We start from the raw sequence: 21,446 nt of genomic DNA on the forward strand, positions 1-21,446 counted from the left end.
ATGCTGTGGCATTTTTCTTCGAAGTTCGAGCTGCGAGTTAGAGTATCCAGTTCGCCAAAATAACTGCAATAATTTGGAGGCTCTTAATGACGTCACCTATCTCGCCGGAAATTCAGATCTCAGTAAGAGTCTTCAATGCAATTAAGCAGGTAGCCCAAAAAAACAGAGATGAGGCATTGCTTGCTAAACTTGAAGAGAACGGTATTTCTATACAAGAGGCAAAGCTTAAAAGCGCAGGCTACCTATCCAGTCTTATCCGCACAATTGAGGCTGTTGAGCGAGCTTCTACGATAGAAAAAATAAACATCTTAATGAACTTATTTATCACTAGTGATTCAAGTGGGTTTATTGAGCAACAGCCTGATTTTTATCAAGAAATTTTGTCAATATTTTCTGAGCTTTCCTACAGGGAGTTAATGATTCTATACCACTTAGATAAAGGAGGTCTTCCTTATACAGATGATCTTCATGTGAAATCACCAGAGCTGGCAGTAGATAATGAAGACATGCCAAATCCATTGGAGCAATACGAGGAGGCAAATGCATATTGCGCAAAAAATATCAAGGTAAATCAAGATGTTCTAGGTGCATTACTTGGGCGATTGGCTCGAACGGGGCTGATAGGAAATGCTCCAGAGTGGACATCGCTGGTCTTTTTCTTTACTCCTTTATATCGTGACTTGAAACGTTTTTTTTCCTATGAGTTCTATGGTGCATAAATATGAGTTGAAATTGGAAAATGACTACGCAAAAGACAACAACAAAGATAAGCTCTTTAAAGGTAATTTGCCTCGGCATATTTGTCGTAGTGTTTGGCTTTTACTCTGCAATTCAGCTTCTTAATATGTAGTTAGGTAATTGGAAAATGACAGGATCACTTTTTAAACCAAAACCCCTCTCTTATTACGAAGATCTTACCGAGGGCGGCGATGTTAATGTCTCGCTCAACCAGAGCGAGGCTTGCATTGCACTGAAAGTGCATGACTATGGTATAGATCAACTTAGCGATGATGAAAAGCAAGCGCTATATTCGCTGATCGGTAAATTGAAAGATCAAATCTGGCCGTAGGAGATATTGGAAAATGATCGCCGAATCCGAATTAAGAGATTTTGCCAACAACCCACAGAATGACATACGAATGGGTGAATGCAACACAAACGCTCTAAAAGTTTATAACAAATATGGCGGTGCCATCTTTGAAGGCTTTGCAACCTATATCGACAAGAATAACGTTATAAAAACTACTCCACACTATTGGAATTTAGTTAAATCAAATACCGCACAGAAATTCGATCAAATTATCGATATCGCCAATTATCTAGCAAATACCGGTGTAGTTTATAGCGACCATATCGGTACAGAATGTTCGGTAGCATTTATGGAGGGACTTGCAAAACAGAGGGAGCATGACAGAAATTTCTCAGAAAAGTTTGTCACACCTCATATATCGGTTGAAAAAACAAATGACAAACCGGCGCTTTATCAGACTCTGGAAGCGAAGAAAGTGAAAATGGATCAAATACCTTTTAATCCAAAAGCAATTCAACTAACGGCAGCAGCGATAGGCCTGTCAACTGCGGTGGTCGCCTATCAATCCCTTTCGATAGGAATGGGGATTTACGAATATCTTCCATATATTTGGTGCGCGGTAATCGCAGTTGGTATTAAGCTCGCTGCGCCGAGAGTTCCTTTTTTGGAAGCAATTTTATGCATGGTATCTGCATTCGCCGTGAATTACCTATGCAGCTATCTCTTTACTTCGGTGTCCCCGCTTTTCCATTTTGTTGAAGGGGTCGTAATCGAGGCGCTGTGTGTTCTTGGCTTCGGAGCACACTGGGTCAGGAAGGGCTACATTCCGCCATGGGCAAACCGCTGGTAATAACGGGTAATTGGAATATGAGCTTTAAGAAAAATGATGATCGCGATGAAGGACATTAATTCAATTCACCGCGCCCGTTAAAAATTAAAGGATTAAAGTCAATGACAAAAACTAATTCCCTTCAAGTCAAATTCCTCTATCGCCGATTTAAAATGGGCATTGCAGTATAGATTTTCACTGATTTCATTTTGGTTTTTAACAATAGGTTTGCTTAGCGGCGTGACGCCGGTTAAGGAATTGATTGTTTCCAGGCAGTTAAAGATATAGTAAGTCTGCCCATCAATATGTACTGGTAAAAACTCGCCATGGGGGCGTATCAGCTCCCCTAAATATCGATATGCCACCGGGGACAACACCAACGTACCACCAATCCAATAGGTTATATCCGGGAGCAGGTTTTCATTTCCGTTAATTTCACTAAAGCCGGTCGCCACCGGTTTCCAATAAGGCGTCAGTGCAAGATTATTTTTGCTGAAGTCATGGATATACAAGGTACTCATGTAATCCGGGAATTGATCGATAATGTCATCAATTTCCAGATCCAATTCCTGATAATCAAAACCCTGATTTTCAATCCGGTACATGCTCATACTGAACCTTTGTTCTTTTTTCGTGTTTCTGGAGGCAGGTTATTTTCTTGCAGGCGTTGGCCAATCAATTGCAATTCAAGGCGCAGTGCGGACTCGCTTGAGCGACCTTGTAGCTTGTCGGCAACCCACTTCTCATAGCCTTCTGTATGGTACTGCAGGTGGCCCAATGCTTCAGGCATTGACCAATGCGGGGTATGTTTCGCAAATCGAGGCAACCAAACGCCATTATCGGGATCATTTATGCGAACACCAAGCACGTGCATCCTCACGCGAGCGCGATACGCAAATTTGGTTTTGCCTTTGCCGGGGGTTATGTGGTGGGCGGTGTGATTGGGGCTCGGCTTTGGATTGGGTACTGCGCGCATGAATGCTTCTAGCTGATCTGTTGGATGGTGTTCCTCTGCCAGCATGCTATTTTGGCGGGAGGACGAATCTGCGCGTGATTGCCCTGCTACATGGATGGCTTGCCGACCAAAATCACGGTAGATTTCGAGCTGGGCTTGAACGTCAGCAATGCTCTCCATTAGGCGGCGTTCATGTTCAAGATGCACCTTCACAGCCGCAAGCTCTTGTTTGCGTCGCTCCCGTACATCCTGGGGGGCGCTTTCAAGTTGATTCAGTTTTTTGAAGTATTTTTTAGCTTTGTGTTGATAGGCTTCAAGAGCCCGGTCGAGGGGCGACATTTCATCATAGCGCGCGTCGGTAGATACTCCGTGCAAGAATCCCATGGATAGTCCTTTTGATTGTGGATAAAACCGGAAGAATACTGCGATTGACTCCAGGATGCTGTGATGCGCTTCGATATCCCGCTGCAGGGGGAGTAAGGCAAGTTTAAGGCATTATCACTACCCTGGGTTGCCTACTCGCCAAGCACCTCAAACCCCCTTAGCCCGCCATATCGGCCCATGCAAGCATTTCATTGACTGCCTGCATGCTGGGTCGCATGGCCAGCACCGGTTCAATCGCTATTCCCCGGTCGTCGCTGTAGACCTTGGGTTAACTTTAAACACAACCCTATTTTTCTCCACGAAGAATAAAAAATATCAATCAGTTCAAGGAGATAGAAGAACTTTCCTTTCCCAAAATAGAACTCGAAAGTCGGTTTTGTTTTGGGAATTATGTCGGCACGTAACTAACTGATATTTCAATTTTTTCAGCACACTTCGTGAATGAAGGCATGGTTTTGTTTAAAGTTAACCTGATTACTCAAACGGCAAGTGAGTCATTTGCAGAGGTTCACGACCGGATGCCTCTATCGCTGAATGCAGAGCAGGTTGCTCGCTGGATGAATCCGGAGCAGGAGGTTAAAAGCCTCCTGCAGGAATTACGTGGGCAGTCAGCAGAGCTTCACTGGCGTCCGGTAGATCCGCGTGTAAATAATGCCCGCAACAAGGAAGGTATTGTGTTTTTTTGAGGTTGTACAAAGCCTTCTGGATTGTTGGTACACCGTCCGGGCTCATCGAGATCGTCTATTTCTGCTCGCATAATCTTTACGCTTGCAGGAGCAACAAAACCCAGTCTGGCTTGATAGGTATTGCAATCATTGATATGAACTTTGATCCCTACCGCCAATATCGGACAGTTAACTAACATACAGTTCTTGCTTCAAACCGCTCAGGGCTAATAAAGCCAATTGCGCTGTGGCGGCGGTATCTATTGTAATCTACTTCGATATATTCAAAAACAAATTCGCGTGTTTGCTTTCCATCCTGTAACGGTTCGCCGTGAATCAGCTCAACTTTAAGAGAGTGGAAAAAGCTTTCTGCACACGCATTATCCCAGCAATCGCCCTTGCGACTCATACTCTGTCTGAGCGAATATTTTTCCAGTAAATCCCTAAACGCGTGCGATGCATATTGGCTCCCTCGGTCGCTGTGAACAATAACGTCTTTGGGAAATTTGCGTCGCCACATTGCCATGATCAACGCATCGCAAACCAATTGCGCATCAATATGTTTACTCATCGACCAACCAACAATTTTACGCGAATATAAATCAATCATCACCGCTAAATACAGCCAGCCTTCAGTTGTTTGAATGTAGTTAATATCCGTTACCCATTTTTCATTAGGTTGCTGCGCAGAAAAATTTCTTTCCAACAAGTTTGGCGCAACTGGCAGCGAATGATTGCTGTCAGTCGTCACCTTGAATAACTTGGCAGCCTTTGCAATTAATCCCTGTCTTTTCAGGCTTTTTCGAATCGTTTTTATATCGAGCGGATTATCTTGCTCCGCCAAATCATGAAAAATTCGTTCGGCACCATACCGGCCTTTACCAGCTTCAAATGCAGCCTTTACCAACGCGTCAATCGATTCTCTTTGCTGCATGCGCCAACTAACTATTTCACGATTATCAAGCCAGCTGTAATACCCACTTCGCGAAACCAACAGAACGCGCGCCATCATCGCGATTGAATATAGCGCGCTATTTGTCAGCATAAATTCGTAGCGTTTTATTTTTGATGCTTCGCGAAGTAGGTGGCCGCCTTTTTTAGGATTTCGAGCTCCTCTGCTTGCTCAGCAAGTTGACGTTTGAGGCGTGCGTTTTCAGCGGCGAGGAGCGATTCTCTTTCAACACCAGTACGGCTATTGTTGAGTGCGCTGCGCCAACTGTAAATTTGGCTGGCATAGATACCCAGTTTTTCGGCGGCTTCTGCTACGCTCAATCGCTCGGCCAGTTTAATAGCCTCGCTTTTGAACTCGGCTGTATACTTCTTATTCTCTTTTGGGGTTGGTTTCTTACTCATGGATCACCTCTGGAGTAAGTTTACTCAGTTTCTAAGGTGTCCGATATTCGCGGAGGGGATCACTTCGATCAAACCATCGCTAGTGTGTATGTGAATTACTTGGTCTGGGCGGCGCGCTAGTACGAGCATATTAAACTCCTTTTCTATGTGATTGTTATCGTTCCAAAATCTGATCGTAAATACTCTAAATCAAAAAATCTAGACGTTAATCAGAATTAAAAAGGTTCTGTGATATAGACCGCTATCGGCCAATAGCAGTCATAACACTTCCAAGCAACTGGCGTCAATTACTACATATAACGCCCCACAATCCAAACCTTTAAATCGCTGTTCCATGCCTTGTGAGACAATCATTGTGAGCACCTCAAAAGGTTTTTAAATTCGTTATTCGTTACAAGAGGGATTTGGTGAATTTTGATAGAGATATTGTATATGCGCTTAAATTTACATTTACCATTTTTTACAAATTATTCTTTGAGCAATAACTATCCCATTTGTGGCGCATAAATTATTTATTTTTACATTTTTCTTTATTTCATTATCCTAAAGATAAAAATAATTCTATTACACCTCATTACATCTTCTACGATTATTAGTGTCCTTGACCTCTGAAAAATGGAGTCTAAAGTTCAGTGCGACTTTGCCGATAAACCTAGTAGATATGTGGCGGCAAGGCGTAACTGAAATTATCAAATGGAGCTTTTCAATGAAATACCACTTGGATTTACGTACTTTCCTTCTCGTCTCAGCTCTTGCGTCTCCTCAATTATCCTTCGCTGAAAGCATTCAGCTTCCTGACATAGGAGAATCTCAGCACGAGCAAGCTCAACTTCCCGATTTGTCAGGCGTGCTGGTAGATGGAAATGGTGCGGTGCTTGGAAATGGTGAGTCAATAACTGTAGTTAATTCGGCAGAGCTTTTGGCACTTCTTGGATCAGCCACGCCTGCTGTGACAGTTGAAAATACATCAGAAAAATTGGGCAAATCCAATGCCGCAGTCAGTAACCTGTTGACACCACTTTCGGCTCCGCCACAGTATAGTTTTAACAATTGCTATCCCTTCAATATTGGCAGTGCAAATACATTTAGTTTGAACTCGGCTCAGCTTACATGTAGCAATACTTACAGTGCGACTCCGATTAAATTGGACAGCGTCATTGTTGGGCAATCTGTTGGGACTAACTACAATTTATTGGTGTACTTCTATAATCACAATACATCAGCTTTGGAGCTCAAAGGCGGTTCGACTAATACTGGTAATACCGACGAATTTTTTAGCACGGTAATGCCTGCTGGAAACTACATACTTTACGCAGTTCCTCAAGCGGGAGTTGCACCGATAAATTATGCTGTTGGGGCATTGGGGTGGTCTAACTACGATGCATATGAGTCGAATGAAAATCCTAGCCAAGCAACCACAGCCAACGGAGCATCGGGAAATTACGTTGTTACTGGGAATTCTGATAACCCTAATGATCGAGATGTATTTGCCTATACAGCTGGCTCCACACAAACCGTTGTTCAGGTTAGATTAACTTCAACTGCTCACACATTACAAGTCGCAAGCGGCAGTTCGTGGGTCAACCTTACACCCAATGGGCAAACAGTTTCGCTGACATTACCATCCGCCGGAGCAACAGTGTATTTTCAAGTTAGACCAACTGTTGGGACTACCGTGAATCCGTTGATCAGTTATCAACTATCAATGAGTAATCCACCTGCATCAATTATTAACTATTCTGTTGTTGGGGATGTTCAGCCTGGATGGTTTCCCGGAACTGAAGTCAGTACCGCGCTAACATTTAATGGAACAGTTGTAGATCAGTTTAACCATGCCGTGCCATTCGCGCAGAATGTTGTCGTGAGAGCAAGAACTGCCGAAGAGGGGACGGTTACAGAATCCGCACCTGCAAATGCTTCTGGAAACTACAGTCATACAATTAATCTCCCCGAGTGCTTCGGTGGTGAGACGATGTTGCGTTGGGACTATCAGTATGGAGTTTGCTGGGAAGTTGATTACCATGATGATCAATTACATACCTACACATTCGGGCTCGATGCGGCACTTGGTGCAAATGTTCAATATATACATGTTTGTGATGCAACTATTCGTAGTGATATCGATAAGTCGATAGAGTGCCAATAGTACTTAAGACCGATGGGCTGGATTCCAGCTCATCGGATTTTTGATGAAGATTGATTGACATATCAGGATGGTCATATGAGCACAATTACGATCAGCAGTTTAAATATTAATAATCAAACCGCTAAATTATCGGAGAGTACTAGCCTACAAGGTGTTGCAAATAAAAATGCGGCAAATACTCCCCCGGCTGAAATGACATCCATTTATGATATTTACGGCTTAAAAGAAGGATTTAGTGAACAGTTAGATTACAAAGATAAAGTCACGCTATCTCCTGTTGGAGTTATGCTAAGCGAAGCTCACCAACTGGCTGAACAAAATAGAGAAACTTGGGAGGATCCATCAAAAATATTTGAAGCTGATGCTGAGTTCAATGAGGCATTTAAAGAAGTTCAAAGCGAAAATGGAAACCTGGTGTTTAGACGATTTAATAAAGCTTATTTAAATCAACTCCAAAATGTTCCTGACGCTCTTTTACTTTATGATCAGATGGGCCAATCTGAAAAAAATAAGATTGTTATAACATCAGAGCAAGATTTAAAAGATATAGTTATGAAATTACAAACCATGGCAATGGATGAAAGAGATGCATCCATAAGTAATTCTATTTATAAAACATCCGATCTTTTTGATGCAAAGTCAAAATTTTCTGAAATGATCGAGAAAGAATATCCACATCTCAAAGGCGTAGACTTTGAGTTCACATCAAAGGGAGACAAAATAGTAATCACTGGCGGGCAAATTAATGGTGTAGATATATCACCCAAAGAACTATCTCAAATTGAAAAGTTAGCGAATGGGAAAGAAGGAAAAGAATTAAAAGATGTAATGTTCGCCATCAGAGAGGAATCGGTTAATCACTACAATAAATACACAGAAGCTGGTCGCAAAGCTCCCTTAAGCTTAGCTGATTTTGATCAACGATTTGGCGACTTTGGTGCTTATTTGGAATCATTCAAAAGTAGTGGAAATAACTACAAGTTTAAAGGCCCAGATGACCCGTCTACCTACCGCGAATCCTATTTTTCCGGTGCGGCTGAAATGATGTCGGGAAGATTAGCGGCGTAATTCGCATCAACCTCAAGGCAGACATTGGCCTTTCAAAAACCGATGTCTGCTCTGCAATAATTGAGACTGTAAATAAATCTGTGTAACTGTTTATCATTAACCTCATATAGGCAGGATAAACAGTATGAACAAAAAAGATCTTGAAGCCTTTGCGCGCGAAGCGGCAAAGCACATGAAGACCGAGAAAGACTTGAGCGATTTTAGCCAGATGCTCACCAAAATCACCGTTGAGGCTGCCCTCAACGGAGAGCTGGATGCCCACCTTGGCTACGAAAAACACCAAAAATCAGGTGCTGCCAATAGCCGTAACGGCTACACCACCAAAACCCTGAAAACGGAAGATGGTGAGTTTGAACTCAAAACACCGCGTAATCGCGAGGGCAGTTTTGAGCAGCAACTGGTGAAGAGACACCAAACCCGCTTCACGTCGATGGACGATAAAATTCTGAGTCTCTATGCCAAGGGTATGACCACTCGGGAAATCGTTGCCACCTTCAAGGAAATGTATGGTGCAGACGTCTCCGCCACCCTCATATCCAAAGTGACAGATGCTGTTATTGAACAGGTCGTTGAGTGGCAATCCCGCCCGTTGGATTCGGTTTATCCTATCGTTTATCTCGACTGCATCGTGGTAAAAATTCGCCAGGACAAGCAGGTTATCAACAAATCAATTTACCTTGCGTTGGGCGTTACCATGGAGGGCCAGAAAGAATTATTAGGCATGTGGCTCTCGGAAAATGAAGGTGCAAAATTTTGGCTGGGCGTACTGACGGAGCTGCAGAATCGCGGTGTTCGGGATATCTTGATCGCATGCGTTGACGGGTTAAAAGGGTTTCCGGAGGCGATTAAGGCCGCCTTTCCCGAAACGCAGATCCAACTGTGCATCGTACACATGGTACGCAACTCAGTGAAATACGTGCCGTGGAAGGACTACAAAGCCGTTACGGCAGACCTGAAGCGAATTTACCAATCCATCACTGAAGAGGAGGCGCTGCTGGCGCTTGCGCAACTCGGTGAGCGCTGGGATGAAAAGTACCCGCAAATTAGTCGCTGTTGGCATACCCATTGGGAAAATATACGCACCTTGTTTGCTTACCCTGAAGACATTCGTCGGGCAATTTACACCACCAATGCGATTGAATCGCTGAATAGCGTAATTCGTCAGGCGATCAAAAAGCGCAAATTATTTCCAACGGATGAATCAGCCAAGAAAGTGATTTTCCTGGCGATTCAGGATGCCTCCAAAAAATGGACTATGCCCATTCGCAATTGGAGAGCGGCGCTCAATCATTTTATGATTGTGTTTGATGAGCGATTGGTGGATTATCGTTGAGTTGGCAGTTACACAGAATTTTTTACAGGCTCCAATAATTGTCTCTGGTGATCTCCAATAATTTTGATTTTATATGTACCCAAGGACCGCTTTGGGCACGTTTCTGACCTTCAATACTACTTTTTATTCTTTCTCCATTCCCATGGAGCAATTGTTTGATCCTTGCTTAATGACCACAAACCGAGATGTTTTGATTTTGCGCTCTTTTGTAGTTCAAAATAGTTTTGATCTCGTACATATTGTGTGTAGGCCCAGGCGTTGCCGCTTTCCACCATGTGTTTATTAATATTAATGTTGCTCAGAAAAACCGTTCCAAGCGTTCTACCGTATCTGTCACTACCTGTCGAATCGACGGTGACGTTGAGTGAAAATACAAGGTCTGAAAGTGCTTGTTTTGATTTTTGCCCCCAAGGTTGATCTTTTTCAGGGGCATCAATTTCCACAAGGCGAATTTTTATACTTTGCTTGTCTTTAGTAAGAATTGTAATCGTGTCGCCATCGCTGATACCGACAACCTTTCCATACAGGTTTGCGGCTTGAATGGAGGGCGATAGATAGAGAAGTGCAACTACAAGTGGGGTGAGGATGGTGCGAAGTGCATTCATTGCTTCCATGGTTCCGTTTGGGGGCTTAGTCTGGGGCTAAACATGGTACAGGTATAATAATATGTCAATTACTTCATATTACTCAGGTATTTCATCATTCTCCCTAATGATAGCCAAGGCCGATTGGGTTTGATTTCTGTGTGTTTTGCTATTATCTTTGCGGTGCTCATCTTACCACGCATCGGGGAGTCTAATCCTCCCCGCTAGGGCTGGCCTTAGCTCCTTCGGTTTATTCAATTAAATCTAGGAGCACTATAGTGAAAGTTACATTCAACCTTTCCGAATTCCGTACTGTTAATGCTGTACTGGGTAATTTAATTGCTATAACGGTCGTGGACACTCGCTGGAGTGACGACGATCAACTTGAGAGCGCTTCCGCACATACATGGACACTGCGGTAGGTCTCCACAATTCCTGGATCTCTAATCTTCTGAGATAAATTGATCAAGTCTGTTGTCATATAAGTCCTGAGCCACATCAAGGTTGCGAGAATCATGCGTCCCAATTAGGTCGGCATAAACAATTATTGGATTGACTACATCAAGCGGGTAACTTGAAAAAGCCGGATAGTCGGGGCCGAACTTTTCGTAAACCGCTATCGTGGTGCGTTGATTATTACCCATCAGGTCGGCCTTACGGATTCTTGCAGCAGCAAAGAGCTTACCGCGCTTCTCCGCGTTAATGTAAATCGTAAACACTTGTGGCTTAATGTAGTTTGTTAAAATCTCTGCACCTATCTCCCCGCCCCAATACCCGCCGTAATCAGCCAGGTTGATTTCTTTCCATAAGTAATAGTTATCCGTCTCATAATTACCGACAAATAGTTTTGGCTTGATTTTTTCGGTGTAAGTCTCAACCCATCGTTCAAGTAACTTTTTCTTGTTGATTAACTTACGGATGGCAGGCTTATCCCTGTGCATGATAAATCCGGCTCCATCAAGCCCGTCAAGCGCGGGACCAACCGTACCCAATGAAATGCCAGCTGCCTGCGCCAAATCGCGATAAGACGCCGTAATAGGCGCCATACCGCTCAATAGCGCAAGTATCAGCTTCATTCCAGCAAGCTCAAAAGCTTTGTTACCAGTTGGTTTATCTTCTTTTACCGGTTTCAGGCCCTCAACGGTGAAATAAAATCCAGCAGTGTGTATCCGACAGTTGCCGGAAAGGTCAAAAAAATTAATGCCTTTTGATGTTAGTGCCTTAAAGATGCTTGGATTAGCGTAGTTCGTCAGTAAAATCCCGCCATCTGGAAATGAACCAAGCTGTGCGGCGATATGTTCAATATGGGGTGGTCTCAAGTGCATGAGGGTAACGCATCGCAAACTTATCGCTGCATTAAGCATCTCACCTTCCAGCAGCTCAAGCCTGTCTTCTTCCCGATTAGTCCCTTCTACGAACTTGCACCGCATCGGTAGTCGCTCGCCCAGTGCTCGGGCTGCTCTGTGTCCAGTGCTCTCTTGATTCATGACCTATTACCATCGAGGGGTTGTTGTTCACAATACTACATTGTTCACGACTCGTGAACAATGTAGTATTGTGAACAAGTGAACTTAGGTATTGTGCACGTGTGGTGCTGGTGCGGTTTGTTTGTGCGGGGGGGTTATAGTGACTTGTGGTGCCGATATGGTTAATACCCTGTAGCTTCCTAAGCGGAAACTACTACTTATGACTTAGGTATTCACACAAAGCTATCAAACCACTCTAACTATCAGACTGAAAACTTAGACAATGATGAATGCAATGTTACCGTGTGGACTTCCCATACTTTACTAGACACTTTCGAGCCTCTGAAAAAACGCCTCTTCGTATTTAACTGGAGATAGCCCGCCGTTATGGGAATGGCGTTTTACCGGATTGTAGAACATCTCAATAAAATTAAATATTTCTGTTTTGGCTTCTTCCCTCGTGTTGTAAATCTTTCTGCGGGTTACGCGCTTCTTAAATGTTGCAAAAAAACTCTCAGCAACCGCGTTGTCGTGACAGTTTCCTCTGCGACTCATCGACGGAATGAAATTGTTAGCTTCCATAAAAGCCGTGTAATCGTGACTTCCGTACTGACTGCCTTGATCGCTGTGGATGAGTACAGCATCTCTTGGCTGACGCCGTAGTTTTGCCATGAGCAGTGCATCAATTACCAAATGGCGATCAATATTTTTTCCCATAGACCAACCAACGATGCGCCGAGAAAATAGATCCAGTACCGTTGCTACGTACAAAAACCCTTCGTAGGTTCTCACGTAAGTAATGTCACTAACCCACGAAACATTGGGCGCGTCAGGACTAAAGTTCCGGTTCAACAAGTTGGCGGCCACCTTGGCGGTTTTGCTTCCTTTGATGTAACGCCGTTTATAGCCAATCTGTGCTTTTATCCGGTATTTCCGCATAATTTTAGCTACACGATGCACACTGCATGTCTCACCCGATTCACGCAAATCCTTGTGTATCCACGGACTACCGTAAGTACCACCACTTGCTAAATAGTGCTCTTTAATTAACGCCAGTAACCGCTGATCTTCTTGCTCGCGTTTTGATGCTGGATTTTTTAGCCACGCGTAGTAGCCACTGGGATGAAGCTTTAAAACATGGCACATCAAGCGTACCGAATGTACCTTGATGTGGGCGCGAATAAAGGCGTACTTTATTCGTGCTCCCTTGCAAAGTACGCGGCGGCCTTTTTTAAAATGTCGCGCTCCTCGGTAACTCGCCTGAGCTCTGCTTTAAGGCGGGCAATTTCGGCTTGTTCATCTACTTGAGCGGCTATGCGGGGTTGGGGTTCGTTGTATTTCTTTAGCCAGGCATAGAGGCTATGGGTGGTGGTCCCGAGCCGTTCAGCCACTTCCGCAACAGAATACCCCCGCTCGATAATCTGCTTGATAGCTTCTTTCTTGAATTCTTCAGTAAATCGTTTGCCTGACATAGACACCTCATCTTGGAGTTAGATTATGAGGCTTTTGGGTGTCTAGTGAAATCTGGGAAGTCCAGTGTGCGGACCAAAGCTAATGCTCTATTTTTCTTGATTAATCAAAAGGTTAGAGGGTTTTAAATTGCGCTGGTAAAACGCTGCCAGACCTTACCAACAAGAACATAAATCACCTACAGACAACTTATGCTGTAAACGACACTAAGTTTTAACCCGCGAACGAAACAACGAAGAGTGAAGGGATTAACTACTCAAACTTACACTTAGTGTTAATTGTTCCTTATTAATCAACAAGTTAAAAAGTGTCAAATTATGCTAGCAACTTACTGCCAGTCTTTGCTAGCAAGAACAGGACAACTTATGCCGTAAATTTTGGACAACTTATGCTGTAAACGACACATGCTCCTAATGACATCACAAATAAATTCACAAAAGGGGTTAATCAAGCGGCCACATATTTAGGGTTGGAAAACTTTAATATTGCCGACAAAGTTGAATTCAAAGAGTATAACTACTCTGAAAAACTCGACAAAATTCGCCAGGATGCCGCCGAATATCAAGACTCTATTAGTCAGTGTTCAAAAGTAGCGACATAAAGACACGCTGAAATGGAAATAAATCGTTAATCTAACCCGCTCAAAAGATATCGATTAACCGCCGGATCTAGATTTTCCCCAAAGGAAAACTCCAGCCAATCATCATCTCTGTCTTTCTCTTTAATAATATTAAGCGATTCTAAAGGGCGCCCAGAAATTATCTTATTTAATAAAAAGTGCCCCATATTTCCATGATCGCGTAAAAATTCTTCATGGGTTAGCTCACCGCTAATTAAGCGTAATACAGTGCGTAAAGAAACTCTAATTGTCTTTTCTGTCATTTTATATCCCCCATAAAAATCTGATCCGGGAATAGATTTTCCAGCTTTCAGGCGATTTAATGCATTTTTAGCGTTGCGTTCTGGCTTCGAAAATTCTTTTATTGATTCGTTTAATCTTTTAGCTAAATTGACTATTTCTGGATGGCAAGCTTGTTTGGAAAAAACATTTAACTCAAAGTTGCGACTTACATCGGGTAAAAATATGTTTTCACTTCGTTCAGCTACATGAAGCATAAAGACGAAGCTAATGGTCTCTTGCCCTCTCAGGAAATTATTTATTATTGACGTCATTCCATAGCTGCTGTATTCGTCTTTCTTTTTTCCGAAAATGGCACAGTCAGCATCACAAATAAAGACACCTTTGACTCCGTTGAATCCTGATTTTTTTAGCTGATCTCGTTTCGTATTTAACCGATTATATAGTACGTTATTTTGATGCGTAGGTGCTTGAGTAAAGACCGGATAGCCCATTGAAAAAGTTTCTTTATCCGGGGTGTAATCTGCTGAAATTACGACATCATTATCTGTAATCTTTATTTGTTGACGAACTCTTGGTTGTTGAGAAACATCTAAAATGAATGATTTGAATTTGCTCTCTATAAACTTACGGGTGTTCTGTTTTGTGGGCAGCTTTAATTTTACCTTCTTACGCCATTCATGTGATCCGTCAAATTGGAAATTAAAACCGGCAAGAGTATGTATTCCTGACTTTTGTGCGACTGCTAAAAATTCTTTTATAAAATAATCAATATCGTTGTTGTTGATGCTGTCTTGGTCGCTGATGCATGTAACATCGGAAACCATCTCAAATTCACAGCTTTTAAAGTGTATGTCGGGGCGAGAGGTGCCTCCATGGTTTGCTTCGTAATTGACTGTTCCGTTTTTTGATAGAAGATTTATTACAACGAGTTCCCACACAGTATGTAGTGACTCTATATTTCCGGTATTTAGTTTGGCTATTAATCCTGCTAGAGCTTCTTTAGGTATGGAGCCGATATTTTCGTTGATAAGGCGTTGAATCACTCGTCTCGATAGAATTGGCATAATTATTTTTATTACGATTAAGCGCTCATGATAAAAAGTTCCCTACCTGTTAGCCAATGGGCTTCGTAAAGGTCTTTTCGATTTGATCAAGAGTACATTAAATTTTTAAGGAAAAAGCACATGGCGTGGATAGTTACCAAGGTGCCGCTGGTTCTCTTCTAGGTCTGATGTGTCTAGTGCATATGTGCGCAAAATCCATCGCGATTCGCCCCCTACATCTCCGCCAACAACACCGCGACCATGAAGGCAAAAGCGGTTACTCACTAGAAGAATATCACCAGGTTCAATTGTCACGGATATGGAAGCCTCGTTGCAGGCAGTCTCGAAGTTCTCCGAAGCGCTTTCGGCAGCCCCGCCTGGCTCTGTGGGTAAAACAGAGCTGTGGCTATAGCGAACAAGCGTTCCTGATACGTTGTCTTTCAGAACTGGGACGTCGATAGCCGTATGTACCTCCCCAAGTATATGTTTCATGCCTTCAACGAAAGTATGTTGCGACAGGGCTGAGTATTGGTCCTTCTTTAATTCCTGGATGTCATGTGGAGAAAGTTTAGCGAGCACATCTTCAAGTATCATCACTGTTGTGGGCACAAATTTAGGATTGCGCAAGCCGACTAGCGTTACAATGTCTGGGGATGGCGCAATTCGCGGGTTGGAGGCATCCAGTTCCCCTTTGAACGGAAAACTAACTGCGTCCGTGTGACCTCGCAACGAACTCTGCGACTTCTTTGCCTTTTTACCATTACCTCTCTGGGCACTGAGATTTACAAAGAGTTCGCCATCATTTTCTGACGCATAAGAAATAGTCTCCATCCCGAGAAACTCGTGAACGGCAAGCGTAGCAGCGCGACCTAATATCGTACCGTCAGTATCAGGTACGGGTATAAAATCCTCAGGAGTGTCAGAAAGGTCAGTTGGTTGAAACACGCTAGATAAATGAACATAAGGAGCCGCAAGGGCGTCCCGTCGCATGATCATGGTGTTTTCACCAGTTTTACTCAGTTCTATTTCAACTTCTTGGGCTAATTTCGAGCCCAACTCTGCGGGATTGTCAATTTCAGCCTTTCGTTGGTCAAACGTCGTAGCCTGCTTCCAGGCTGCTATAGCGGCCCTGACAGCCGCCGCCAGCTTTGGTGCAGTCATGAGATTATCCTCTAGTTGATACATTATTGATATACGACTACACTGGTGTCAAGAAAGCGAGCGCTATAATTACTGAGGATACAGATGAACCCAACGCTTGACCCTTTAGAACTTGCTCAAGGGCAAGCGTTATTGCCTCGGCTCTCGGATACATTGGCTCAAAGTCTCCGGGGGGCTCGACTTGAATATCAGGTTGAGGGCTATATCTCCTGCGCTTTTGAGGTCCCCGGCATTGGAAAACGTACGACATCCGCAGGCTCTGCGTACGAAGCAATTCGACTGGCTCTTATTGAGCTTGCATGCCTCACAACGCCTACTCTCGAATATTTGGCATTACAAATGAACGAAACTTCTTCGAGCAAAGATTTAGGCAAGTTTGACTCAGTACCGTCTGAGCGATTTCAATCAAAGACTCGCCAACATACCGTTGGGGTAACATTGCCGGCAGAATTGAAAGTGCATCTCAATTTGCTTGCAGAGTCTGAAAATGCAAGTTTTGCAGAAATGTCGCGAAGATTTGCTGTCTTTGGGTTTGAGGATTTCATAGACAGGTCTCTGTATGCTAGTTCGACAGCGCTGTTCGATTTGCTAAATAACGAGCTTCTTAAATGGCAAAGTTCCAGTTCCGAGCAAGTTATGCTTCGTCTTGATCCTGGTCACGCTGTTCGAATTCGCTCAGCAGCAAAGGAGTATGGAAAATCTGTTTCGGAGCTCTCAGTTTTGTGTGTGGCGCACGGACTTGAAATGCAGGCATTGTTGGTATCTCTTGAACAAAGGATTTCTAATTTTAAGGGTGCCGCAATCCGCCCGCTGTTGCCTAAATTAGACCTTCCCCCATTTGCTACGCCTCTTTTATCTAGCGTGCTTGCGGGTACTGTTCGCGCGCCGAAAACTTTAATTAGAAAGCTTGCTGGTATTTTCGAGGCCCCCGAATCTTTACTTTCCACATTCTTCCGGCGCTCGTTCGACTACAGGCTGGTGCCTGCATTCAAGGCTGAAGATGGAAAACCAGAGCTTGCTACGAATGCTGTTTCTTGGGCTGTTGCAGTTAAATCGCTCGGTCTTTCTGCAGAACAAACAAAAACTCTACTAGACCTTGGTATTTAATCAGAATGAATCCATTCCAGCGCGCTCGCGACGAAGCCCATTTAGCTAGAGCGAAGCTGGAGCCAATCCTTGCCCATACCACAATTCCCGCGAAAGATTTACTACTCAAAATTGAATCGATCCTAAACATTGCTATCGAGCAAGTCGCGCCTACTTATCCCGATTTGGGTGGCGCAACCGCCGTACTTGATCGCAAGCAGATGTTCATTTATGTCAGTAAGGAAATTGATCAATGGAGCGACAGGTTCTGTGGACTGGTTGCTCATGAGCTGGGGCATTATTTCCTTGACGCAGCCAAGCCAGAAAAAACTGTAGCTCACCTACGTACTTTGCTCGGGAGTGCTGGGACTCCAGCTGTTCTCAAGGTAGAAGCTTACGGCGCGCGTGAGAGGCAGGAGTTGCAAGCTAATGTTTTTGCCCGAGAGTTACTTTTACCGCGAGACCTTGCACGCCACCTTGCACTAGCAGGATTAGGGCCAACTGAAATCGCAGAGAATCTGGGTATACCGCTAGAGTTCGTCCGTCAGCAGTTGCTTGATGCCTTACTGCTACCCGACACAATATCGTCAACGAGTCGGCTACATGATCCTAGTTCTGATCAAGTGAACGCAGCGCGAACTGAAGCTCGTGCTGCTAACGTTGTGGCTGGCCCGGGGACCGGGAAGACAACAACCCTTATTCACCGAGTGAAATATTTGGTGGAAGAAAAGCGTGTACACCCAAACCAGATTCTCGTATTAACTTTTACTAATAAGGCTGCGTTTGAACTGGTTGAGCGTCTACGAAATGTGGGAATAAATGCTGCCTCTGAAATTTGGGCTGGTACATTTCACTCTTTCGGCCTCGAATTTTTAAGAAAATATCATCAATACTTTGGGTTGGAAGCGGAGCTACATGTTTCTGATCTGATGGCCTCAATGACGCGTCTTGTGGCAGGCTTACCTCGAGTGAGACTCAATTACTTTTTGCGAGTGGAAGATCCATATGAATGGCTTGCTCCCGTCTTAGATGGGATTACTAGGCTTAAGGAAGAGTTGATAACTCCAGCCGCATACAGATGTTTCGTTCAGGAACACATTGCGGACGATCAGGAGTTGCAACAGAAGCGTTTGGATGTAGCAACTCTTTTCGAGTTGCACGAAATATTGCTTGCTGAGAACAGGGCGGTGGACTTTGTTGACCTAATCTCGAAGCCGGCAGTGGCACTCAAAGAAGATCGGTCTCCTTTTTTAGAGTTAGCGGATCGATTTCAGTATGTTTTGGTCGATGAATATCAAGACGTCACGCAAGCAATGGTGGAAATGCTTCGACAGCTCGCATATGGAAAATCCATTTGGGTGGTGGGTGATGTTCGCCAAGCTATTCATCATTGGCGAGGTGCGTCGCTAAAGAGCTTGCTTAAATTTGATATCGAATTTAAGGCTCATTCCGGTGGAATGGACATTCAACGTTATCCGCTGACTTATAACCGGCGCAGTTCTCAAGAAATTGTTGACCTCACTAAGCAGATAGGTCGCAGTCATGTGCTTGAAGCGTCGTTGCCGCTAGATGAGGCAATCGCAACCAATGGTCGGGCTGGCGAAAAGCCCGTCGTAATTAGCTGCGGTGAGAATGACGCAATTTTGGGGGCGATGTTTCAGCAAATTCATGCGCTTCAGAGGCAGGGAGTTTCATATGGACGTCAAGCTGTTCTTTGTCGGCGCAACAGTGACGTAGAGCGTGCTGCTGAGCTACTTGAGCGCGATGGCATTCCTGTCGTATACATTGGTGACCTCACTTCGAGAGTCGAAGTAAAGCAGCTACTATGCCTTATGCAGCTGTTAGTGGAACGCCGCCCTAAGTCATTGGTCGGACTATGCGGAATTCCGGGTTTGAGCATGCCATTGGCCGACATTAATATTTTATTGAAAGCCGCTGAAGACGACGTCGCGTACCAGCGTGGCCGCTGGCTTCACTCATTTCCGCCTGGTTTGAGCTCTATTGGGTTGTCGGTGATTTCGAATCTTAGGAGTCTTATTGGCAATTTTAATCATGGGTCGAACCCTTGGACATTTGTATGTGAACTTCTACTTGAAAAGCGTTTTGGTCTTCCTCTTGCTGCTGATACGAGCGTTCGCGCGTGGGTGAAGCGTATTGCGTTATGGCAATTCGCTTATGGAGTGCGAAACGGTCATGGAGAGATGAAAGAAGCGCGGCTGTCACGTTACCTCCTACGGCAGCGACTGCGTCAGCGGATTAATGACGTGCAGGGACAGCGAGAGCTGCCCCCCGAAGCAGCGGCCCTTGATGGGGTCCGCGTCATGTCTGTGCATGGTAGTAAAGGATTGGAATTTGATGCGGTGCATCTCGGATTTGTTAATTCCGAAAGCTACGGAGGGCAGGAGCCTGGTTGGAGTCCTGAAGGTATTTTGGACATCGTCCCACCTGAAGTGCTTGGCAGTAGCCTTGAAGAGTATAAGTATGAATCGGCAGTAGAGCGTAACAATCTATTATATGTGGCAGTATCAAGGGCAAGGCGACATTTGTATCTTTATCAGGACACTCAATTTCAAAACTCAACGGCACCTCAGCTGAATCATTTCCCAAGAATGTATAACGCTTACGAATACACAGGCCCTACCATTAAACGAATAAAAACAGCCTCAGTAGGTGCATTCTTGCCGCAAAATTCAATGGCGTTTGAGGACTTTTACAGTTACGCGATGTGCTCGCTCTATTACTGGTACTCGCGCGTACTTGGTTTGCAAAGCGAGTCGGAAATTGATGCCTCCTGGCGAGCCAGATGGGCTGTGATGGATGCCTTAAAAGCATATGCATCTGGTGCGTCGAGTTCTGCTGAAATTTCTCTACAGGATGCATGGAAGGCCCGCAAGCTGCCAACTATGGAAGAAGATCCTCCGCTATGGAACGATGCTAATTATGCTCTGACGCGTGGCAAGGTGCAGGTAGCTTCATTATGGAAGCGCGGAGGCGTCTTTACTCAGCCATCAGCCGTTATAGGTGGGATTACATTACAAATGCCGTGGGGATTTACAATCAAAGGTTCTTACGGCATAGAATACGTCATTGTAAGATTTTCTAGGCGTGGCATTTCTGATTTGACCACAATTTTAAAGCCTCTAGTGAATGGTCTCAGTTTGCCTGGGCCAGTTACGGTATCCCTGCACCACGTCTTATCGGAAAAGGTAGGTGAAGTACTTGGTGCTAAGAGAATTGAGCAGACTAAGTCTTATAAGGCGGCGATACGATTGGCTGCGGGCGACAACACTCCTACAGTAAGTCATCATTGTTCGCGGTGTGATATGGCTACCATTTGCCCTTCCTCACCTTTTTGAGTTTTCAGTTGTATGAAAGGGATTGAATTGTTTCAGCCTTACTTTTAACACTCATATATTGAACAAAGATACCAATCCTAGGTAGTCTAGTTCTGAAGTGCGCAAGAGTTATCGAATGACTTAGAGCAACGTTTGTATGCGCAGAATATCAATCGATCCCCAGCTTACGTTTAATTGGTAAAGGTAATTGGTCAAATGCATGCCGCACCAAATTCTCGATGTTTTTATTCTCCATCTCCGATAAGGCTTTTCGAAGTTCTACATTGGCATGCAGTAAATCGTCCTTATTGCTTCTAATTGAACCCCGAGGAGATTTTTTTCCTGCATTTGAAATTTGCCTATCCTTCAACTCAGCAAGTTCCCGATTAACTGCGGCTAAATAATCGGAAAATCCTTTTGAATACGAAGATGTATGCATTAACGTAGGCCTAGTGATCCCTGTCAACCGAGCAATTTCAGATGGCTTTATTTGATAGGTCTTTTTTAGTTCAAAGTCCGATATTTTACGATGTCTGTTGATGTAAGCTGTTCGTTCCTTTTTAAGCGATTCAGTAATCTTCCAGGCTTCCAAGCTGGCATTGTCACCAGACACCCAAGATGGAAAAGCGGGTGATAGCTGAGAATTTACTCGTGCCTTGTCATCGAAATATTTCAT

General features: G+C 44.1%; 18 protein-coding genes. 9 read left to right on the top strand and 9 right to left on the bottom strand.

All coding sequences use genetic code 11. The annotated features are described in order from the left end of the window. Positions 1-86 precede the first annotated feature (86 nt). From B0D95_RS16080 to B0D95_RS16090, 3 genes are all read left to right on the top strand, one after another. Positions 87-719, top strand: a complete 633-nt coding sequence (locus tag B0D95_RS16080) for a hypothetical protein (protein WP_078044844.1) — start codon at positions 87-89, stop codon at positions 717-719. A gap of 146 nt (positions 720-865) precedes the next feature. After that, positions 866-1,069, top strand: a complete 204-nt coding sequence (locus B0D95_RS16085) for a hypothetical protein (RefSeq protein ID WP_078044845.1) — start codon at positions 866-868, stop codon at positions 1,067-1,069. Between the two features lie 13 nt (positions 1,070-1,082). Continuing rightward, complete coding sequence (locus B0D95_RS16090) at positions 1,083-1,880, top strand: hypothetical protein (protein WP_078044846.1); 798 nt, start codon at positions 1,083-1,085, stop codon at positions 1,878-1,880. 98 nt (positions 1,881-1,978) lie between these two features. On the opposite strand, the gene B0D95_RS16095 is transcribed toward B0D95_RS16090, so the two are convergent. Beyond that, positions 1,979-2,470, bottom strand: a complete 492-nt coding sequence (locus B0D95_RS16095; protein WP_149867933.1) for a hypothetical protein — start codon at positions 2,468-2,470, stop codon at positions 1,979-1,981. Then, positions 2,467-3,198, bottom strand: coding sequence for an AHH domain-containing protein (locus tag B0D95_RS16100; protein WP_078044848.1), 732 nt, complete (start codon positions 3,196-3,198; stop codon positions 2,467-2,469). The genes B0D95_RS16095 and B0D95_RS16100 overlap by 4 nt, the downstream gene beginning before the upstream one ends. 449 nt (positions 3,199-3,647) lie before the next feature. On the opposite strand from B0D95_RS16100, the gene B0D95_RS16105 reads away from it, so the two are divergent. Continuing rightward, entirely contained in the window at positions 3,648-3,884 is a 237-nt protein-coding gene (locus B0D95_RS16105) for an SOS response-associated peptidase family protein (RefSeq protein ID WP_078044849.1), read from the top strand. Positions 3,885-4,056: 172 nt separating this feature from the next. Here the strand turns inward: B0D95_RS16105 and B0D95_RS16110 are convergent. Then, positions 4,057-5,216, bottom strand: a protein-coding gene (locus B0D95_RS16110) for an IS3 family transposase (RefSeq protein ID WP_246841630.1) whose coding sequence is annotated in 2 segments (ribosomal slippage) — positions 4,057-4,961 and positions 4,961-5,216 — 1,161 coding nt in all. Because the reading frame shifts where the segments join, the coding sequence is not laid out codon by codon here. Positions 5,217-5,922: 706 nt separating this feature from the next. Between B0D95_RS16110 and B0D95_RS16115 the strand changes: the two genes are divergently transcribed. The 3 genes from B0D95_RS16115 to B0D95_RS16125 all read left to right on the top strand — a co-directional run bounded on the left by B0D95_RS16115 (position 5,923) and on the right by B0D95_RS16125 (position 9,763). Further along, entirely contained in the window at positions 5,923-7,362 is a 1,440-nt protein-coding gene (locus B0D95_RS16115) for a hypothetical protein (protein ID WP_078044850.1), read from the top strand. A 75-nt stretch (positions 7,363-7,437) separates the two neighbouring features. Beyond that, a complete protein-coding gene (locus B0D95_RS16120) occupies positions 7,438-8,430 on the top strand; it encodes a hypothetical protein (RefSeq protein WP_078044851.1) in 993 nt (330 codons plus the stop codon). Positions 8,431-8,554: 124 nt separating this feature from the next. Beyond that, positions 8,555-9,763 carry an IS256 family transposase gene (locus B0D95_RS16125; protein ID WP_078044852.1) on the top strand — a complete coding sequence of 403 codons (1,209 nt, stop codon included), beginning with the start codon at positions 8,555-8,557 and terminating at the stop codon, positions 9,761-9,763. Between the two features lie 116 nt (positions 9,764-9,879). Here the strand turns inward: B0D95_RS16125 and B0D95_RS16130 are convergent, their stop codons facing one another. From B0D95_RS16130 to B0D95_RS16150, 5 genes are all read right to left on the bottom strand, one after another. After that, positions 9,880-10,368 (bottom strand): thermonuclease family protein, encoded by a 489-nt coding sequence (locus tag B0D95_RS16130; RefSeq protein ID WP_246841631.1) that lies wholly within the window; start codon positions 10,366-10,368, stop codon positions 9,880-9,882. A 422-nt stretch (positions 10,369-10,790) separates the two neighbouring features. After that, positions 10,791-11,834, bottom strand: coding sequence for a type IV toxin-antitoxin system AbiEi family antitoxin (locus tag B0D95_RS16135; protein WP_078044854.1), 1,044 nt, complete (start codon positions 11,832-11,834; stop codon positions 10,791-10,793). A 303-nt stretch (positions 11,835-12,137) separates the two neighbouring features. Continuing rightward, positions 12,138-13,285, bottom strand: a protein-coding gene (locus B0D95_RS16140; RefSeq protein WP_149867935.1) for an IS3 family transposase whose coding sequence is annotated in 2 segments (ribosomal slippage) — positions 12,138-13,042 and positions 13,042-13,285 — 1,149 coding nt in all. Because the reading frame shifts where the segments join, the coding sequence is not laid out codon by codon here. Between the two features lie 625 nt (positions 13,286-13,910). Further along, positions 13,911-15,188: a hypothetical protein gene (locus tag B0D95_RS16145; RefSeq protein ID WP_149867936.1), complete on the bottom strand. Its 1,278-nt coding sequence runs from the start codon at positions 15,186-15,188 to the stop codon at positions 13,911-13,913. A gap of 126 nt (positions 15,189-15,314) precedes the next feature. Further along, entirely contained in the window at positions 15,315-16,349 is a 1,035-nt protein-coding gene (locus B0D95_RS16150) for a TauD/TfdA family dioxygenase (protein WP_078044856.1), read from the bottom strand. 84 nt (positions 16,350-16,433) lie between these two features. Here B0D95_RS16150 and B0D95_RS16155 point away from each other — a divergent pair, with 84 nt between their 5' ends. After that, positions 16,434-17,456 carry a hypothetical protein gene (locus B0D95_RS16155; RefSeq protein ID WP_078044858.1) on the top strand — a complete coding sequence of 341 codons (1,023 nt, stop codon included), beginning with the start codon at positions 16,434-16,436 and terminating at the stop codon, positions 17,454-17,456. Positions 17,457-17,461: 5 nt separating this feature from the next. Next, positions 17,462-20,791 carry a UvrD-helicase domain-containing protein gene (locus B0D95_RS16160; protein ID WP_078044860.1) on the top strand — a complete coding sequence of 1,110 codons (3,330 nt, stop codon included), beginning with the start codon at positions 17,462-17,464 and terminating at the stop codon, positions 20,789-20,791. Between the two features lie 148 nt (positions 20,792-20,939). On the opposite strand, the gene B0D95_RS16165 is transcribed toward B0D95_RS16160, so the two are convergent. Continuing rightward, entirely contained in the window at positions 20,940-21,446 is a 507-nt protein-coding gene (locus B0D95_RS16165) for a hypothetical protein (RefSeq protein WP_149867938.1), read from the bottom strand.

The sequence above is a fragment of the Cellvibrio sp. PSBB023 genome, from assembly GCF_002007605.1.
Classification (GTDB): domain Bacteria; phylum Pseudomonadota; class Gammaproteobacteria; order Pseudomonadales; family Cellvibrionaceae; genus Cellvibrio.

Excerpts from the sequence above, each read along its gene's own strand:
- B0D95_RS16080 (WP_078044844.1), top strand. The coding sequence starts at position 87 with ATGACGTCACCTATCTCGCCGGAAATTCAGATCTCAGTAAGAGTCTTC.
- B0D95_RS16085 (WP_078044845.1), top strand. The coding sequence starts at position 866 with ATGACAGGATCACTTTTTAAACCAAAACCCCTCTCTTATTACGAAGAT.
- B0D95_RS16090 (WP_078044846.1), top strand. The coding sequence starts at position 1,083 with ATGATCGCCGAATCCGAATTAAGAGATTTTGCCAACAACCCACAGAAT.
- B0D95_RS16095 (WP_149867933.1), bottom strand. The coding sequence starts at position 2,470 with ATGAGCATGTACCGGATTGAAAATCAGGGTTTTGATTATCAGGAATTG.
- B0D95_RS16100 (WP_078044848.1), bottom strand. The coding sequence starts at position 3,198 with ATGGGATTCTTGCACGGAGTATCTACCGACGCGCGCTATGATGAAATG.
- B0D95_RS16105 (WP_078044849.1), top strand. The coding sequence starts at position 3,648 with ATGGTTTTGTTTAAAGTTAACCTGATTACTCAAACGGCAAGTGAGTCA.
- B0D95_RS16115 (WP_078044850.1), top strand. The coding sequence starts at position 5,923 with ATGAAATACCACTTGGATTTACGTACTTTCCTTCTCGTCTCAGCTCTT.
- B0D95_RS16120 (WP_078044851.1), top strand. The coding sequence starts at position 7,438 with ATGAGCACAATTACGATCAGCAGTTTAAATATTAATAATCAAACCGCT.
- B0D95_RS16125 (WP_078044852.1), top strand. The coding sequence starts at position 8,555 with ATGAACAAAAAAGATCTTGAAGCCTTTGCGCGCGAAGCGGCAAAGCAC.
- B0D95_RS16130 (WP_246841631.1), bottom strand. The coding sequence starts at position 10,368 with ATGAATGCACTTCGCACCATCCTCACCCCACTTGTAGTTGCACTTCTC.
- B0D95_RS16135 (WP_078044854.1), bottom strand. The coding sequence starts at position 11,834 with ATGAATCAAGAGAGCACTGGACACAGAGCAGCCCGAGCACTGGGCGAG.
- B0D95_RS16150 (WP_078044856.1), bottom strand. The coding sequence starts at position 16,349 with ATGACTGCACCAAAGCTGGCGGCGGCTGTCAGGGCCGCTATAGCAGCC.
- B0D95_RS16155 (WP_078044858.1), top strand. The coding sequence starts at position 16,434 with ATGAACCCAACGCTTGACCCTTTAGAACTTGCTCAAGGGCAAGCGTTA.
- B0D95_RS16160 (WP_078044860.1), top strand. The coding sequence starts at position 17,462 with ATGAATCCATTCCAGCGCGCTCGCGACGAAGCCCATTTAGCTAGAGCG.
- B0D95_RS16165 (WP_149867938.1), bottom strand. The coding sequence starts at position 21,446 with ATGAAATATTTCGATGACAAGGCACGAGTAAATTCTCAGCTATCACCC.